Annotated in this window: 12 protein-coding genes; 11 read left to right on the top strand and 1 reads right to left on the bottom strand. The window is 61.1% G+C overall.

Translation table 11 applies throughout. From position 1 onward, the window contains the following. Positions 1-48: 48 nt before the first annotated feature. The 3 genes from GL286_RS09230 to GL286_RS09220 are packed head-to-tail and all read left to right on the top strand — an operon-like array spanning position 49 to position 2,718. Positions 49-1,410, top strand: coding sequence for a formimidoylglutamate deiminase (locus tag GL286_RS09230; protein WP_155095272.1), 1,362 nt, complete (start codon positions 49-51; stop codon positions 1,408-1,410). Further along, complete coding sequence (locus GL286_RS22860) at positions 1,407-2,111, top strand: histidine utilization transcriptional repressor HutC (RefSeq protein WP_170295125.1); 705 nt, start codon at positions 1,407-1,409, stop codon at positions 2,109-2,111. Before GL286_RS09230 ends, GL286_RS22860 begins: the two co-directional genes overlap by 4 nt. A 37-nt stretch (positions 2,112-2,148) precedes the next feature. After that, positions 2,149-2,718 (top strand): histidine phosphatase family protein, encoded by a 570-nt coding sequence (locus GL286_RS09220; protein WP_155095271.1) that lies wholly within the window; start codon positions 2,149-2,151, stop codon positions 2,716-2,718. Between the two features lie 2 nt (positions 2,719-2,720). On the opposite strand, the gene GL286_RS09215 is transcribed toward GL286_RS09220, so the two are convergent. Next, entirely contained in the window at positions 2,721-3,677 is a 957-nt protein-coding gene (locus GL286_RS09215; RefSeq protein WP_170295124.1) for a glycosyltransferase family 32 protein, read from the bottom strand. Between the two features lie 135 nt (positions 3,678-3,812). On the opposite strand from GL286_RS09215, the gene GL286_RS09210 reads away from it, so the two are divergent. The 8 genes from GL286_RS09210 to GL286_RS09175 all read left to right on the top strand — a co-directional run bounded on the left by GL286_RS09210 (position 3,813) and on the right by GL286_RS09175 (position 16,241). After that, positions 3,813-5,738: a dipeptide ABC transporter ATP-binding protein gene (locus tag GL286_RS09210; RefSeq protein WP_155095269.1), complete on the top strand. Its 1,926-nt coding sequence runs from the start codon at positions 3,813-3,815 to the stop codon at positions 5,736-5,738. After that, entirely contained in the window at positions 5,735-7,645 is a 1,911-nt protein-coding gene (locus GL286_RS09205) for an ABC transporter substrate-binding protein (protein WP_155095268.1), read from the top strand. The genes GL286_RS09210 and GL286_RS09205 overlap by 4 nt, the downstream gene beginning before the upstream one ends. A gap of 1 nt (position 7,646) precedes the next feature. Further along, entirely contained in the window at positions 7,647-8,642 is a 996-nt protein-coding gene (locus GL286_RS09200) for an ABC transporter permease (RefSeq protein WP_155095267.1), read from the top strand. Further along, a complete protein-coding gene (locus GL286_RS09195; protein ID WP_155095266.1) occupies positions 8,639-9,814 on the top strand; it encodes an ABC transporter permease in 1,176 nt (391 codons plus the stop codon). Before GL286_RS09200 ends, GL286_RS09195 begins: the two co-directional genes overlap by 4 nt. 46 nt (positions 9,815-9,860) lie before the next feature. Then, the gene (locus GL286_RS09190) at positions 9,861-11,081 is read left to right on the top strand and encodes a glycosyltransferase family protein (RefSeq protein WP_155095265.1); all 1,221 of its coding nucleotides are present in this window, start codon (positions 9,861-9,863) and stop codon (positions 11,079-11,081) included. 2 nt (positions 11,082-11,083) lie between these two features. Further along, complete coding sequence (locus GL286_RS09185; protein WP_155095264.1) at positions 11,084-12,325, top strand: glycosyltransferase family 4 protein; 1,242 nt, start codon at positions 11,084-11,086, stop codon at positions 12,323-12,325. Then, positions 12,322-13,482, top strand: a complete 1,161-nt coding sequence (locus GL286_RS09180) for a glycosyltransferase family protein (protein WP_155095263.1) — start codon at positions 12,322-12,324, stop codon at positions 13,480-13,482. Before GL286_RS09185 ends, GL286_RS09180 begins: the two co-directional genes overlap by 4 nt. A gap of 77 nt (positions 13,483-13,559) precedes the next feature. After that, positions 13,560-16,241, top strand: a complete 2,682-nt coding sequence (locus GL286_RS09175) for an ABC transporter ATP-binding protein (RefSeq protein ID WP_211596242.1) — start codon at positions 13,560-13,562, stop codon at positions 16,239-16,241. The last annotated feature ends 44 nt before the right edge of the window (positions 16,242-16,285 follow it).

The following is a 16,285-nucleotide window of genomic DNA, read 5'->3' as shown; positions in this document are numbered from 1 at the left end:
ATCAAACTCTATGTCTAAACTTATTTTGATGTAAAGAAGGGCAGTCGCATGTCTCAGATCTGGGCAGAACGGGCTTTGCTGCCTGCGGGTTGGGCGGAAAATGTATCGATCACGGTCGGGCATGGCCGAATCCGGTCGGTCGAGACCGGCGCGGCCCCGACCGGTCACCGCGTGGGCTTGTTGCTGCCCGCAATGGCGAACCTGCATAGCCACGCCTTCCAGCGTGCCATGGCAGGCCTGTCCGAGGCCAAGGGGCCCGAACCCCGCGACACGTTCTGGACGTGGCGGCAGATTATGTACCGTTTCCTTGACCATCTGACACCCGAAGATGTCGAAGCGATTGCCGCATTGGTGCAGATGGAGATGCTCGAAGCCGGATATGCGACCAATGTCGAGTTCCACTATCTGCATCACCGGATCGGCGGTGGTCATTATGACAACATCGCAGAGATGTCCGAGCGGATCGCCGCTGCCGCCAGCCGCACCGGAATCGGTCTGACGTTGTTGCCGGTGCATTACCAGTTTGGCGGGGTCGACAAGCGTCCTCTGGGTCCGGGGCAGGCTCGCTTCGGGACTACTCCCGACGAATTCCAACGCCTGCTGGATGGGGCCGAGGCCACGCTGGCACATCTGCCGGATGATTGCGGCATCGGTGTTGCGCCTCATTCGTTGCGCGCCGTGTCGCCCGAGGCATTGCAGATCTGCGCGTCGCTTCGCCCGGACAGGCCATTGCACATGCATCTGGCCGAGCAGATTCCCGAAATCGAGGAGGTCAGCGCCGCTTACGGTCAGCGCCCGGTCGAGTGGTTGCTGGAAAACCATGCCATCGACCGACGCTGGACGCTGATCCATCTGACCCATATGACCGAGGACGAGACGCGCCGACTGGCGGCCACGGGTGCAGTCGCGGGCCTGTGTCCGATCACCGAGTCCTCGCTCGGTGATGGCATATTCAACGGCACGATCTGGGCGGATGCCGGCGGGCGGTTGGGATTCGGGTCGGACAGCAACGTGCGGATCTCGATGGTCGAGGAGTTGCGGACACTGGAGTACAGTCAGCGCTTGCGTGATCGGGGCCGCGCCATGCTGGCCAAGCCTGATCGTTCGACTGGCCGTGTGTTGTATGAGGCCGGACTTGACGGCGGCGCCTCGGCGGCGGGGCGCGATACGGGCGCAATCCGCGCAGGCATGTGGGCCGATCTGTGCGCGGTTGATCTGAACAATCCGGTGCTGTTCGGGCGAGAGGGGGATCAGTTGCTGGATAGCCTGATTTTTGCCGGCTATGATGGCCTGATCCGCGATGTGTGGTCGGCGGGCCGCCATGTTGTGCGGGACGGTCGGCACAATGATCGCGAGCGGATCGTGGCTGACTATCTGGCCGCCATCGCCCGCGTGCAGGTGCGCATGTGATCGAGCGCCCTGCTTCCTCCAAGGCGCAGGCCATCGTCAACGAGGTGCGCCGCCGGATCGTTGACCGCGAGTGGCGGCAGGGCGACCGCATTCCTGACGAGGCCGAGTTGGCGGTCGAGTTCGGCGTCGCCCGTGCGACCGTGAACAAAGCCCTGCAATTGCTGGCTGATGAGGGCCTGTTGGACCGCAGACGCAAGGCGGGAACCCATGTCACGATCAATCCCGCACGGAAGGCCACATTGACCATTGCGATCGTGCGCGAGCAGATCGAGGCCGCGGGCATGGCCTATAGCCACCGGATCATCGGCCAGAAAACCGAGCCCCTGCCTGCGGAAGTCGCGGTGCGTATGGGTTTGCCTGAGGGGGAAAGCCTGCTGCATCTGCGCACTGTACATTACGGCGACGGCGCTCCGTTCCAGATCGAGGATCGATGGATCAACCCCAAGGCCGCTCCGGGTGTCGAAAGTGTCGATTTCCAGCGGATCAATCCGAACGAATGGCTGGTGCGGAATTTCCCGTGGCTGCGCGGAGATATTGCCTTCTCGGCCGAGAATGCGGATGCGCGGGACGCCAGACTGCTGGAAACACGGCAAGGAACGGCGCTGTTGATCCTGCAGCGGACAACATGGAACGATTTAGGCGCGATTACCTCGGTCCGCTTGGCGTTCCATCCCGGCTATTCGATGGTGGCGTCGCCCTAAAACCACGACTAGCATTCCTGGAACGTTCGGGGGCGGAATGATCTATCTGTTGCGGCATGGTGAAACCGAGTTCAACCTGCAGGGCCGTTATCAGGGCTGGTCGGATTCGCCTTTGACCGCGCGGGGGCGCGAACAGGGGCTGGCTTACGGCAGGTTACTGGCGGCTCACATCAAGGCCACGCGGATCTGGACAAGCCCCTTGCCGCGCGCTTTGGCGACTGCCGAACTGATCGCAAAGCAGCTATCCGGCGCGGGCTTGCAGCAGGACGACCGCTTGCGCGAAGTCTCGTTGGGGATCTGGGACGGGATGACCCGTCAGGAGATCGCGGTTGGCTGGCCGGGAATACGCAAGGCGCACCCGCCTCGCCAATGGATGTTCCATGCGCCCGAGGGAGAGCGGCTGACCGGCCTGCTTTCCCGTTTGCAGTCGGTTCTGGACGAGGCAGCGGCCGAGCCCGAAGTGATCCTTGTCAGCCACGGTATTGCCGGACGGCTGCTGCGCGGGCTGCATGCAGGACTGCCGGTTCCCGAGGCGCTGCAACTGGATGCGCCGCAGGATGTGGTCTTCCGGCTTGGGCCCAATCGGATGATCGACCGTCTGGGCTAGTCCTACCAGCTTTTCCATTCGATCACGAATGCCGCTTTGGCTTTGGCTGCTTCCACGCGTTCGATGACCTGGCTGATCGGCGCGCGTTGGGGCAGGCGGTCGGTCCAGATGGCGGGATCAAGGATCGTTACTGGCCCCATCCGTGCAGCCAGGGTAAATGCCAACGGCCCCGTCTGCCACCATGCCGGAGCGCCGGACAGCCGTGCGGCGATCTGCGGGAGAACGTCGATCAGCTTCGCGATTGCAGGATGGTTGGGCGGCACGGCGATCAATCCGTTCGCCAGTAGCACCGACCCGCCCGCAACAAGGCGTGGCCCTGCTTCTGCGATGGCGGACAGACCGATTGCCGGAATGAAATCCTCGGGCGGGCGTTCCGGCGAAACCGGATACCAGTCGCAATCGAGATAAAGGCCGCCATCCCGCAGCAGGACATGGTAGCGCGCCACATCCACCGCGCCGGGATAGTCGCGCGCCATGATCATCGCCTGCCATTGCGGATCATCGGTGATCGCCAGTTCGGCCAGCGATTGTTCGTCCCAAAGGCGGTATTCCCAGCCGTGACATGCAGCCCAATCCCGCCAAATGGCGCAGGTCGGCGGCACCGGACCTCCGATCCAGATCTGGTGCACGATACGCGGCACTGGCCATCCAGCCGCTTTCGCCAATGCGGCCCGGGTCTGCGGGTCGGGTTGGAGCAGTTCTGCCAGCAGTTCGGGCGGAGGAACCGCTGTCGCGCGCAGCCCCGTAACGGCCACGACGTCCCCGCCAAGCTTTGCCAGCTTCAGTCGGGCCGAGTGCAATTTCCGTGGAAGCCCCAAGATCGTCATATGACCCAAGGACGCTGCATCGGGATCGCGGGCGATTTCGGCAAGGCGCGCTTCGGCTTCGGCCATATTGCCAGCCTGAGCGATGGCTATTGCTTCCTCGATTTCAGCCGCTAGCCTGTTCTTAGACGTCATACCCGCCTCCATTTTCGGCAAGATGTGGCCGGGTTTGCTACGATCGTTCAAGAATTTTTACGCGACCCGATGATTCTCTGATCCTGTGAACCCACGCCACAAGCTGGCATAACGTCAAGGAATTGGGACAAAGACTTGGACTCGTTGCAGAACCAACCGCACGACCTGCTGCGGGTGGAAGGTCTGAAAGTGGCCTTTCCCCTGCTTCGAGGCGAGCTGACCGCTGTCGACGGGGCAAGTCTGCGGGTGTTGCCCGGTAAGATCACGGCGCTGGTCGGGGAAAGCGGATCGGGAAAAAGCATGACCGGCCAGACCATCATGGGGCTGCAACCGGTTCAGGCTATGGTCTCGGGGCGGGTGCTGTTCGATATTGGCAAGGCCGAGCCGTTGGATCTGCTGGGCTTGCCGCGTGACGGGCGGATGATCCGCGCCATTCGTGGCGACCGCATCGGGATGATCTTTCAGGAACCGATGACGTCGTTTTCGCCTTTGCACACCATTGGCAACCAATTGTCCGAGGCGCTGCGCCTGCATCGCCCTATGTCCCGTTCCGAGGCGCGCGAGCGTTGTGAAACGATGTTGGCCCGCGTCGGATTTCCGCATCCGGGGCGGGTGTTCGACCTGTATCCCTTTGAGTTGTCGGGCGGGATGCGGCAACGGGCGATGATTGCCATGGCTGCGATCTGCGGCCCGTCGCTGCTGATTGCCGATGAGCCGACCACGGCGCTTGACGTCACGATCCAGGCGCAGATTCTGGCACTGATCCGCGATCTGCAACAAGAGCGCGGGCTGGCCGTCCTATTGATCACGCATGATCTTGGCGTGGTCGCCAACCTTGCAGACGAGATTGTGGTCATGCATCGGGGGCAGGTGATGGAGGCGGGGCCGACCGCCGAAATTTTCCGCAACCCGCAGCATCCCTATCTGCGCGGCTTGATGCAGGCGGTTCCGGTTCTGGGCGCGAAAGGCCGCGTCAGGTTGCGGCCTCTGCGCGAGATTCCGGCGCAGGGCATTCTGGAACTCGCGCGGATGAGCCAGCAACCCGTTGCAATGCGTGCGCCGGGCGCGCGGCCTTTGGTTTCATTGCGCGACGTGACCAAGGCGTTCCTGCCGCGACATCAGTCATGGTCGCTGATCTCGTCGAATGCCGAACCCGTCACGGCGGTGGATGGTGTCAGTCTGGATATTTTCCGCGGTGAATGTCTGGGGCTGGTCGGTGAAAGCGGTTCAGGGAAAACGACGGTCGGAAAGCTGCTGGTGCGCGCTCTGCAGCCGGATTCGGGCAGCATCATTTTCGACGACGGACATGACGTGGTCGATATCGGCGAGGCCGAGGGCAAGGCGCTGGATGCGTTGCGCACCCGTATCCAGCTGATTTTTCAAGATCCGGTTTCGTCCCTGTCGCCACGGATGACGGTTGGAAATATCCTGTCTGAACCTCTGGATGTTCACCGGAGGGGTACGCCCGCGCACAGACGGCAACTCGTGATGGCGCTGTTGCGGGCCATCGGCCTGTCCGAAGGGGCGGCCTCGCGCTTTCCGCATAGTTTTTCGGGGGGGCAGCGGCAAAGGATCGGCATCGCGCGGGCTTTGGCGCTGGCTCCTGAATTCATCATCTGCGACGAGGTCGTGTCGGCCCTCGATGTCTCGGTTCAGGCGCAAATTTTGAACTTGCTCAAGGATTTGCAGAAAGAACTTCACCTTACTTATATGTTTATCTCGCATGATCTTGGGGTGGTGAACTACATGGCCGACCGGATCGCCGTCATGTGGCGCGGCAAGCTGGTTGAAATCGGACCGCGCGATCTGATCATGGAGGCTCCGGTCCATCCCTATACGCGTGCGCTTCTAGCGGCTGTTCCGGTTCCCGATCCCTCGCGCCCGTTGGATATCGCGGCAGCGCGGACGCCGACCGCAAAGGCCGAGGCGCATTGGCCCGCCGCCTTCCGCGAGGTGCGGGGTCAACCGGTCCGTATGGCCGATCTGGGTGGCGGGCATCTGGTCCGTATGCAGGTTCTGGCCGAGCCCCATGATCTACCCTCGCGTAGGGTGGTCGGATGACGCTGCATCCTGTCACCCGTCGACAGGCTTTGGCCTTGCTTGCAGCGGGCGCTGTGGGCGGTCCACAGGCTACGCGCGGGTGGACGGGCGCGGCTTTTCTTGACGCGCGGATCGCTGCGGGGGAACTGCCTGCGATTTCGGATCGGCTGCCGCTGGAGCCACGCGTCATGGACCTGCCGGCGCTTGGCCGCAGCACAGGAAAGCATGGCGGCACCATCCGCATCCTGATCGGCGGCCAGCGCGACATCCGCTATATGCCGATCAATGGCTATTCGCGTTTGGTCGGATTTGATCTTGGGCTGAATCTGGTCGCGGATATCCTGCATTCCTGGCAGGTTGAGGAAGATCGGGTTTTTACCCTGCGGTTGCGTCGGGGCCATCGCTGGTCGGACGGCCATCCCTTTACTGCCGAAGATTTTCGCTATTGCTGGGAAGACGTGATCCTGCACGCGGAACTGGGCGGAATGCCTCCGGAAATGCGGCTGGACGGGCAGGGGCCCGAGTTCGAGATGCTGGATGATCTGACGGTCCGGTATCGCTGGCATTCGCCCTTGCCGGATTTCCTGCCGCTTCTGGCTGCACCTTCGCCTTTGCGGATCTGCATGCCCGCACATTACATGAAGAATTTCCACGTCGACCATGCCGATGCGGACACCCTTGCACGGTTGATCGCCGAACAGCGCGTCGATGACTGGCAGTCCCTGCACCAGAAAATGAGCCGCGTCACCCGCCCCGAGAACCCGGAACTTCCGACACTAGATCCGTGGCGGCCACGCACGACGCCTCCTGCGCAGCAATTCGTTTTCGAGCGCAATCCTTATTTCCACCGTGTCGATCAGGACGGGCGCCAATTGCCCTATATCGACCGCGTGGTGATGAACGTATCGAGCTATGACCTGATCCCGGCCAAGGTCGCTACTGGCGAAAGCGACCTGCAGCCCTTTGGGGTCGAGTTTCCGGATTACACCTTGGTCAAAGAGGCCGAGCACCGCTTTCCGATCAGGGTCAACCTTTGGACCCGAACGCAAGGTTCGCGTGTGGCCTTGTTGCCGAACCTGACCTGCGCCGATCCGGTCTGGCGGGCGCTGTACCGCGATACGAACGTGCGGCGCGCGCTATCGCTGGCGATTGACCGGACCGAGATCAACAAGGCGCTGTTCTTCGGTCTTGCCCGTGAAAGCGCCAATACCGTGCTGCCCGAAAGCGTACTCTACCGCGAGGAATATGCCCGCGCATGGGCAATCCACGACCCCGAGCAGGCAAATGCGTTGCTGGACGGCTCGGGTCTGACCGCAAAGGGCAGGGATGGTCTGCGTCGGTTGCCGGACGGACGGGTGGCCGGAATTCTGGCCGAGACGGCGGGTGAAAGCACGCTCGAGGCCGATGTGCTCGAACTGATCGCCGAGCACTACCGTGCTGTCGGCATTGCATTATGGACGCGGGTATCCCAGCGTGATCTGTTCCGCAGCCGGACGATGGCGGGGCTGACCAGCATGGCGGTGTGGATGGGGTTGGACAATGCCGTGCCGACCGCGGAAATGCCGCCCTATGAATTGGCTCCGACCACCGAGGACCAGTATATCTGGTCGCAATGGGGGGTCTATTACGCGTCGAAAGGGCAGCAGGGAAGCGCGCCCGATTTGCCGGAAGCCCTTGAACTGGTCGAACTGGTAGGGCGTTGGCGCAAAAGCCGCAGCCATGACGAGCGGGTCGAGATCTGGCACCGGATGCTGGCGATCCATGCCGATCAGGTTTTCACCATCGGAACGGTCAATGGTGCGAAGCAGCCCGTCGTGCGCGCGAAGCAGTTGCAGAACCTGCCCGATACCGGTCTGATCGGGTTCCAGCCGACCTCGATACTGGGCATCTACATGCCCGACACGTTCTGGCTAAAGGACGAGGCCTAGCATGCTGCGCTATCTGTTTGGCCGGTTGCTGATCATGATCCCGACCCTGTTCGTGATCTCGGTCCTTGTCTTTGCGATCATCGAACTGCCTCCGGGCGATTATTTCGAAAGCTATGTGCAGGAATTGCGCATGCTGGGCGAACCGACGGATCTGCAGGAAATCGAGACGCTGAAGGCGCGTTACCATTTCGACGCTCCGGCTCCGGTGCGGTACTGGCACTGGGTGACGGGTATGTTGCACGGCGATTTCGGTTACAGTTTCGAATACCGGATGCCAGTGAACGAGGTGGTTGGCGACCGGCTGTGGCTGACCGTGATGATGAGCGTGGTGACGATCATGTTCACATGGCTGCTGGCCTTTCCGATCGGTCTGTATTCGGCCACGCATCAATATAGCTGGGGCGATTACGGGCTGACCTTTCTGGGGCTGATCGGGATTGCCGTGCCGCATTTCATGCTGGCGATCATCCTGATGTATTTCGCCAATGTCTGGTTCGGCATCTCGATCGGCCATATCATGGATGTGGAATATCTGGATCAGCCGATGGGCTGGGACAAGCTGCGGTCGATCCTGAGCCATATCTGGATTCCGGTCCTGATCATCGGCACGGCAGGCACGGCGGGGATGGCGCGACGCCTGCGGGCGAACCTGCTGGACGAGTTAGGCAAACAATATGTCGTCACCGCACGTGCCAAGGGCCTATCTCCGTCGCGGGTGGTGCTGAAATATCCGCTGCGGATGGCGCTGAACTTTTTCATCGCCGATATCGGCTCGATCCTGCCCGCGATCATCTCGGGGGCCGAGGTCACGGCGATCATCCTGTCGCTGGAAACCACCGGTCCGATGCTGATCCGCGCGCTGCAAAGTCAGGACATGTATCTTGCGGGGTCGTTCCTGATGTTTCTAGCTGCGCTGACGGTCGTGGGGGTATTGGTTTCGGATATCGCGCTGAGCCTGCTTGATCCTCGCATCCGGTTGAAGGGGAGACGCGGATGAGCACGCCGAATCCGCTGCCACCTCCGGGTGCCGAGTTGACGCATTATGTGTCGCCCGCTCCCTTCGATCCCATGGCCGAGCCAGCGGGGGCGACGACCGGACTTGAAAACGCGAGCCAGCTTCGACTGATGTGGATCAAGTTCAAGCGGCATCGGGTGGCCTTGATCTCGGGCGTATTTCTGCTGTTGTTTTACGCCTCGCTGCTGATTACCGAGTTTCTGGCGCCGTACCGTCTGGATACCCGCAATCTTGATTTCATCTATGCGCCGCCGCAGCGGGTGCGGCTTTTCCATGATGGCAGTTTCGTCGGTCCGTTCGTCTATGGCCAGACCATGCATCTGGACATGACCGAGTTGCGCCGCATCTACACCGATGACCCGACCAATGTGCAGCGCCTGCGGTTCTTCTGTCGTGGCGAAAGCTACATGTTCTGGAACCTCGTTCCCGCAGATCTGCATCTGTTTTGCCCGGCCGAGGGCGGGCGGGTGAATCTGCTTGGCACCGACCGGTTGGGCCGCGACGTGTTCTCGCGCATTCTGCACGGCGCGAGGATATCTTTGACCATCGGGCTGCTCGGCACGCTGGTCAGTTTTACACTGGGCATCGTGATCGGCGGCATTGCGGGCTATCGCGGCGGCTGGTTCGATCACGGCATGCAGCGCATGATCGAGGTCATCCAGTCGATCCCATCGATCCCGCTATGGATGACATTGGCCGCCATTATCCCGCTCAGCTGGAGCCCGATACTGGTCTATCTGGGCATCACGGTGATCCTTGGTATGCTGGATTGGACCGGACAGGCCCGCGCAGTACGATCCAAGCTTTTCGCCCTGCGCGAAGAGGACTATGTTCTGGCAGCAGAGCTTATGGGTGCGAAAAGCAGTCGAATCATTTCGCGCCATCTTATCCCCGGCGTCATGTCACATCTGATCGCCAGTGCCAGCCTGTCCGTTCCCGGTATGATCCTGGGGGAAACGGCGCTGACCTTCCTTGGACTTGGTTTGCGACCTCCGGTGACAAGCTGGGGTATCCTTCTGACGGAAACGCGCGGCGTGAATATCGTCGCGCTATATCCTTGGCTGCTTTGGCCGATGGCCCCGGTGATCCTCGTGATCCTCGCGTTCAACTTTCTTGGCGACGGCTTGCGTGATGCAGCCGATCCCTACCGATGACGATCCATCCTGCGGCCGCTGTGCCGCCACTCCTCAAGGAACGGCAATGACCCCCAGACTGGAAGACGCGCGGATACTGATGTACAGCCACGACACTTTCGGGCTGGGCCATCTGCGCCGTTGCCGAGAGATCGCGCATGCGCTGGTCGAAGCCTATCGCGGGCTTTCCGTGATGATCATCTCGGGGACGACTATCGCCGGCGCGTTCGACTATCGGGTGCGGGTCGATTTCGTCAAGATTCCCAGCGTGATCAAGCTGCGCAATGGCGAATACCAGTCGATGGCCCAGCACACATCGCTGGAAGACACCCTGACAATCCGTCGCGCCATCATCCGCCAAACCGCCGAGACATTCCGCCCCGATATCTTTATCACCGACAAGGAGCCGATGGGCCTGCATGGCGAGATCGAGGAAACCCTAATCTACTTGAAGTCGCAGGGCACACGGCTGGTTCTTGGGTTGCGCGATGTGATGGACGCTCCCGAATTGCTGGCACCAGAGTGGGAACGCAAGGACGTGTTGCGCAAGCTTGAAGCCTATTATGACCGGATCTGGGTTTATGGTCCCGAGGGTTTTCACGACCCTTTGGCGGGGCTTGATGTTTCGCCATTGGTGCGGGGGCGGATGCGCTATACCGGCTTTCTGCGCCGTTCGATCCAATGGGCCGATACGCCGGCCAGCCGTCCTGCCGAGGGATATGTTCTTGTCACGACCGGTGGCGGCGGAGACGGGGCCGATCTGTTTCGTGCCGTCTTTGCCGCGCACCGGATGGACCCCGGGCTTGATCGCACTGTCGCGGTTCTTGGCCCCTATCTGCCCGCCCGTGAACGTGCCGAGTTGCTGGCCGACGCAGCCACGCTGCCGCATGTCGAGGTGATCGAATTCGACAACCGGTTCGAGGATCTGGTTGCCGGAGCATCGGGAGTCGTCGGGATGGGAGGCTACAACACATTCTGCGAGATCCTCAGCTTTGATCGCCCCGCCTTGATCGTGCCTCGGACCCAACCCCGCTTGGAACAGGCGATCCGCGCCGAACGCGCGGCCGAGCTTGGCCTTACCCGCATGATGCCTGCCGAAGAGGCGGCAGACACCGCCCGACTGGTCGCGGCATTGCGGGCTTTGCCGGATGCGCCTCGGCCGTCCCAATCCGTTGCAGCAACCGAGGCGGGCTTTCTAAGGCTCGACGGGCAGACGCGCATCGCCGAAGATGTGGGCAACTGGCTGCTGAACCCTGGCCATACAATCCTGCGCGCGGTGCAATCCTGAGAATGACGTCTGATCCTCTGCTGGTTATCGTGGTCAAAGGCTATCCGCGCCTGTCCGAAACCTTTATCGCACAAGAATTCCTTGGCCTCGAACGCGCCGGTCTGCGCCTGCATATCGTGTCTCTGCGCCATCCGACCGACAAGAAAACCCATCCTGTCCATGACGAAATATGGGCAGATGTCAGTTACTTGCCAGAATATCTTTATCAGGAGCCATTGCGCGTCCTACGGGGACTTCTGGCTTGCCTGCCGACCCGCGGATTCTGGAACGCAACCAAATTGTTTTTGCGTGACCTATTGCGCGATCCGACGCCGAACCGCGGGCGCCGTTTCGGTCAGGCGCTGGTACTGGCCAACGAGTTGCCTGCGGGGCAGGTCTGGTTGCATGCCCATTTCGCGCATACCCCGGCATCGGTCACGCGCTATGCGGCGGTGATCCTTGGTCGCCCCTTCACCATTTCCGCCCATGCCAAGGACATCTGGACCTCGCCCGACTGGGAACTGTCCGAGAAAATGTCCGAGGCGGATTGGACCGTGACCTGCACCGCTACGGGGCGGGATCATCTGGCCAGTCTTGCGCCGAACGGGCAGGTGCATCTGGCCTATCACGGGCTCGATCTGGGCCGTTTCCCTGCGCCCGAGCGATCCCGACCGCGCCGCAATGGCCAGCGCGCTTCTGATCCGGTGCAATTGCTGACTGTTGGCCGCGCCGTTCCGAAAAAGGGGTTCGGCGTTCTGCTGGATGCTCTGGCGCTTCTGCCGCAGGATCTGCATTGGCATCTGACGCATATCGGCGGCGGGGCCGAACTTCCGAGATTGCAGGATCAGGCCATGCGGTTGGGGCTGGCCTCGCGGATCGAGTGGCAGGGCGCATTGGATCAACGGGCTGTTCTCGACGCCTATCGAGAGGCGGATCTGTTCGTGCTGGCCAGTCGGGTTACACCTGACGGCGACCGTGACGGCTTGCCCAATGTCATCGTGGAAGCCGCAAGTCAGGGCCTTGCCTGCATTGCCAGCAATCTGTCCGGTATCCCCGAATTCTTGCGCAACGATGATACCGGATTGCTGGTCCCACCCGAAGATCCTCGGGCGTTGGCCGATGCGATGGCCCGCGCGATCCGCGATCCGGCGTTGCGGTCAAGGCTGGGCTCGAATGCTATGGCCCTGGTCCGGCAGAACTTTGATTTCGCACATGGCATCAACCAGTTGACCGGTCTGTTCCGTCAAAGCTGGAGCCAGCAATGACCCGTGCGCCGAGGATCTTTTTCTACGTCCAGCATCTTTTGGGGATAGGTCATCTGGCGCGGGCCAGTCGGATCGCTACGGCTTTGGTTGATCGCGGGGCCAAGGTCACACTTGTGACAGGGGGGCTGCCCGTCGCGGGTTTCCCGCCTGACGGCACACGGCATTTCCCGCTGCCTCCGGTCCAGACGGCGGGCGAGGGGTTTCAGGGACTTGCAGATGCGCAGGGCCATCCGGTCAGTCCGGATTTCCTTGACCATCGCCGCGAAATGCTGCTGGCAGCTTACCGCCAGAAGGCTCCTGATGTGGTCATCACCGAGGCATTTCCGTTTGGCCGCAGGCAGATGCGGTTCGAACTTCTACCATTGCTTGAAGCCATCGCGCAGGCTGACCCGCGTCCGGCCTTGTGCTGTTCTTTGCGCGATATCCTGCAGGAAAAGTCCAAGCCCGGACGTGACGAGGAAACCGTGGCGCTTGTCCGCGGTAACTACAATCATGTGCTGGTTCATGGCGATCCTGCATTTGCGCAACTTGGCGATACATTTCCGCTTGCCGTGGAAATCACCGATCATGTCATCCAGACCGGCCTGATCGCGCCGCCGTTGCCGGTTCCTGCTGTGAAGGGTTTCGATGTCGTCGTTTCTGCCGGTGGCGGAGCGGTCGGCGAAGGGCTTTCGCGGGCCGCGGTCGAGGCTGCCCGGCTTTTGCCCGATCTGCGGTTCTGCCTGATCTGCGGTCCGAACATGCCGCAGCCAATCCGGCACGAACTGCAATCCGCAGCCGCTACCTTGCCCGAGGGGCAGGTCACGATCGAGACGTTTCTTTCCGACTTCACCGGTCTACTGGCGGCGTCGCGACTGTCCGTTTCGCAGGCGGGATACAATACGGTTTGCGATGTGCTGCGCGCCGGATGTCGTGCCATCCTGATCCCGTTTGCCAAGGGTGGCGAGACCGAGCAGACCACCCGCGCCGAGCGACTTCATGCCAAAGGCTGGGCCGGAATGTTAAGCGAAGACGCTTTGACCGGACCGGCTTTAGCCATGCAAATTATCGCCGAACTGGACCGACCCGCACCTGATCGCAAAGGCCTGAACCTTGACGGAGCCGTGGCGACTGCCGACATCCTCTGGAATTTGGCAAAGGCACGCATCACGAACTAAAGGACGACGCCCCAAGACCCGCATTTCGGGAAAAGAGAACATCGCCTATGGAACCCAACATATTCAGATATATCTGGATGCACACCCGGCGCGATCAGATCTTTATCGTGCTGGTTGTCATGGTTTCCATGATCCCGTTCTATCTGGCCTTCGACCTGCCCAAGCAGATCGTGAACCGCCCGTTGCAGGGGCAGGGCTTTGAGCAACCCGGCAGCACCCAGCCGTTCATGAACCTGTCGCTGCAACTGCCCTATTTCGGGCGGATCGAGTTGACCGAGGGCATCCAGCTTGAGCGTGTCGAGTTGCTGATCGCTCTTAGCCTGACATTCCTGATGCTGGTCATCATCAACGGCCTGTTCAAGTTTTACATCAATGTGCGCAAGGGCCGTCTGGGCGAGCGGCTGTTGCGTCGTATCCGTTACGAACTGGTCGACCGTATCCTGCGTTTTCCTCCGCAGCGTTTCCGGCAGGCGAAATCCGGCGAAATCGCCAGCCTCGTGAAAGACGAGATTGAGCCCTTGGGCGGGTTCGCCGCCGATGCCTTCACCCAACCGGCGATGCTGGGTGGGCAGGCGGTGACGGCAATGTTCTTCATCTTCATGCAGCATTTCTGGCTGGGGATGGTGGCGCTGGCGATGGCCGGAGTGCAGGTCGCGATCATCCCCCGGATGCGGAGGCGGTTGATCGTTCTGGGCCGTCAACGCCAGATTACCGCGCGTGAACTTTCGGGCCGCGTCGCCGAGATCGTGGACGGCATCCAGACCATCCACAGCAATGACACTACGAATTGGGAAAGGGCCGATATCGTTGCCCGTCTGGGCCGGATTTTCAGCATCCGCTACGACATCTACCAATGGAAGTTTCTGGTGAAGTTTCTCAACAACTTCATCGCGCAACTGACGCCATTTCTGTTCTATTCGATTGGGGGCTACCTGACCATCAAAGGCACGCTAGATGTCGGCCAGTTGATTGCTGTCATCAACGCCTACAAGGAACTTCCTGGTCCGCTCAAGGAGCTGATCGATTGGGATCTGGCCCGACAGGACATGCAGGTTAAGTACGAACAGGTCATCGAGCAATTCGAGGCCGAGGGGCTTGCCGATCCCTCGCGGCAGGATCTGGATGCCGAAATTCCGCCCGACCCGCTAAGTCCGCTGGCCTTGCACAAGTTGTCGCTGCGCAACGATCTGGGCACGATGCTGCTGGACGATGTCTCGCTTGAGGTTGCGCGCGGCGAGACGCTGGCCGTCATCGGCGAAGCATCGGGCGGCGCACCTTTGGTGGGCGAGGTGTTCGCCGGTATCCAGCGCCCGTCGCAGGGGCGGATCATGCTGGGGGATTCCGATATGGCGCAGCTACCCGAGCGGGTGACGGGCCGGATTATCAGCTATGCGGGTCCGGCGATCCACTTGCTGGGCGGAACCGTCATGGAGAACATGACCTATGCGCTGAACCGCAAGCCGGGCGAGCCTCCGATGGACGAAGACCCCGTGCTGCGCGCCGAGCGTGACTGGCGATGGCACGAGGCGCGGCTGGCTGGAAATCCGGTCTATGACAAGGATGCCGACTGGATCGACTACGAGGCGATCCAACCGGTTCCCAATGGCGATGGGTTGATCGGCTCGATCTTCTCGGTGCTTGAGGTGGTGGGCCTTTCGGGCGATGTCGTCACATTTGCCATACATGCACAGGTCGAAGCCGGAATGGTCCCCGAGATCGAAGCTGCGGTGCTGGATATGCGCCGCAGATTGCGTGACAGGTTGGCAGAGCAGAACCTTGTCAACGCGGTTCTGCCATTCGAACCCGATCGCTACAACAGCGAGGCGACCATAGCCGAGAACCTGCTGTTCGGCGTTCCGACCGATGCAGATGCCTCGATTGGGGTGATCGTCGCCGATCCGTTCTTCCGCGAAGCATTGATCGAACTGGGCCTTGCCTCGCGACTGTTCGATCTGGGCTGGCGCTTCGCGCGGGTGACGCTCGATCTGTTCGGCAGCCTTGCCGACAACCCTGATCTGCTGCAATGGCTGACCTATATGACGCCCGAGGAACTGCCCGAGTACGAGCATATCCTGAACCACACCGAACCCGGTGGGATGGATCACACAACGCTGGCATATCGCATCCGCCTGATCCGTCTTGCGATGTCCTATGTCGAGCCGAAATACCGCTTCAGCCTGCTCGATGACGATCTGCGCGCACGACTCGTCGAAGGGCGCAAGACCTTGGCCGAGCGGATGCCTGCCGATCTTCGGTCGCATCTACAGCCTTACGATCCTGCGACATATCTGCAACGCGCGACCATCCTGCAAAACATCCTGTTCGGGAAGGTCAACCGCCGTCTGGGCCGCTCGGAGGAACGCATCGCCGACAGCGTCCGCAGCGTTCTGCGCGAGGCGATGGCCAATGACACGGTGCTGCGGGACAGGATTCTGTCCTTGGGTTTGCGCTATGATATCGGCTCGGGTGGACGCAGATTGACTTTGCTGCAACGACAACGGCTTGCGCTTGCGCGGACCCTACTTCGGCGTTCGGATTACTATGTCTTCAATGAGCCGCTATCGGGGGTGGACCCGCTTTTGCAGGAGCAGATGATCGGCAAGGTACTGGGCTTTCTTGGCGATCAACCCGACCCTGCGGGCGTTGTCTGGGTGCTTGCAAATCCGGCCTTTGCTCACCATTTCCATAGAAGAGCAGAGTTCGCGAAGGGTCGGCTTGTTCAAGACGCCGCGTCACTTCAATTATTGGCTCAAGAATGATCCGTTGCCGATTGTTCGGGAACGATGCAATATCAATCGAGCGT

Source organism: Paracoccus aestuariivivens, from assembly GCF_009711225.1.
Classification (GTDB): Bacteria; Pseudomonadota; Alphaproteobacteria; order Rhodobacterales; family Rhodobacteraceae; genus Paracoccus; species Paracoccus aestuariivivens.
Note: the sequence above shows the minus strand (reverse complement) of the source record. Positions and strands in the feature narration are given on the sequence as shown.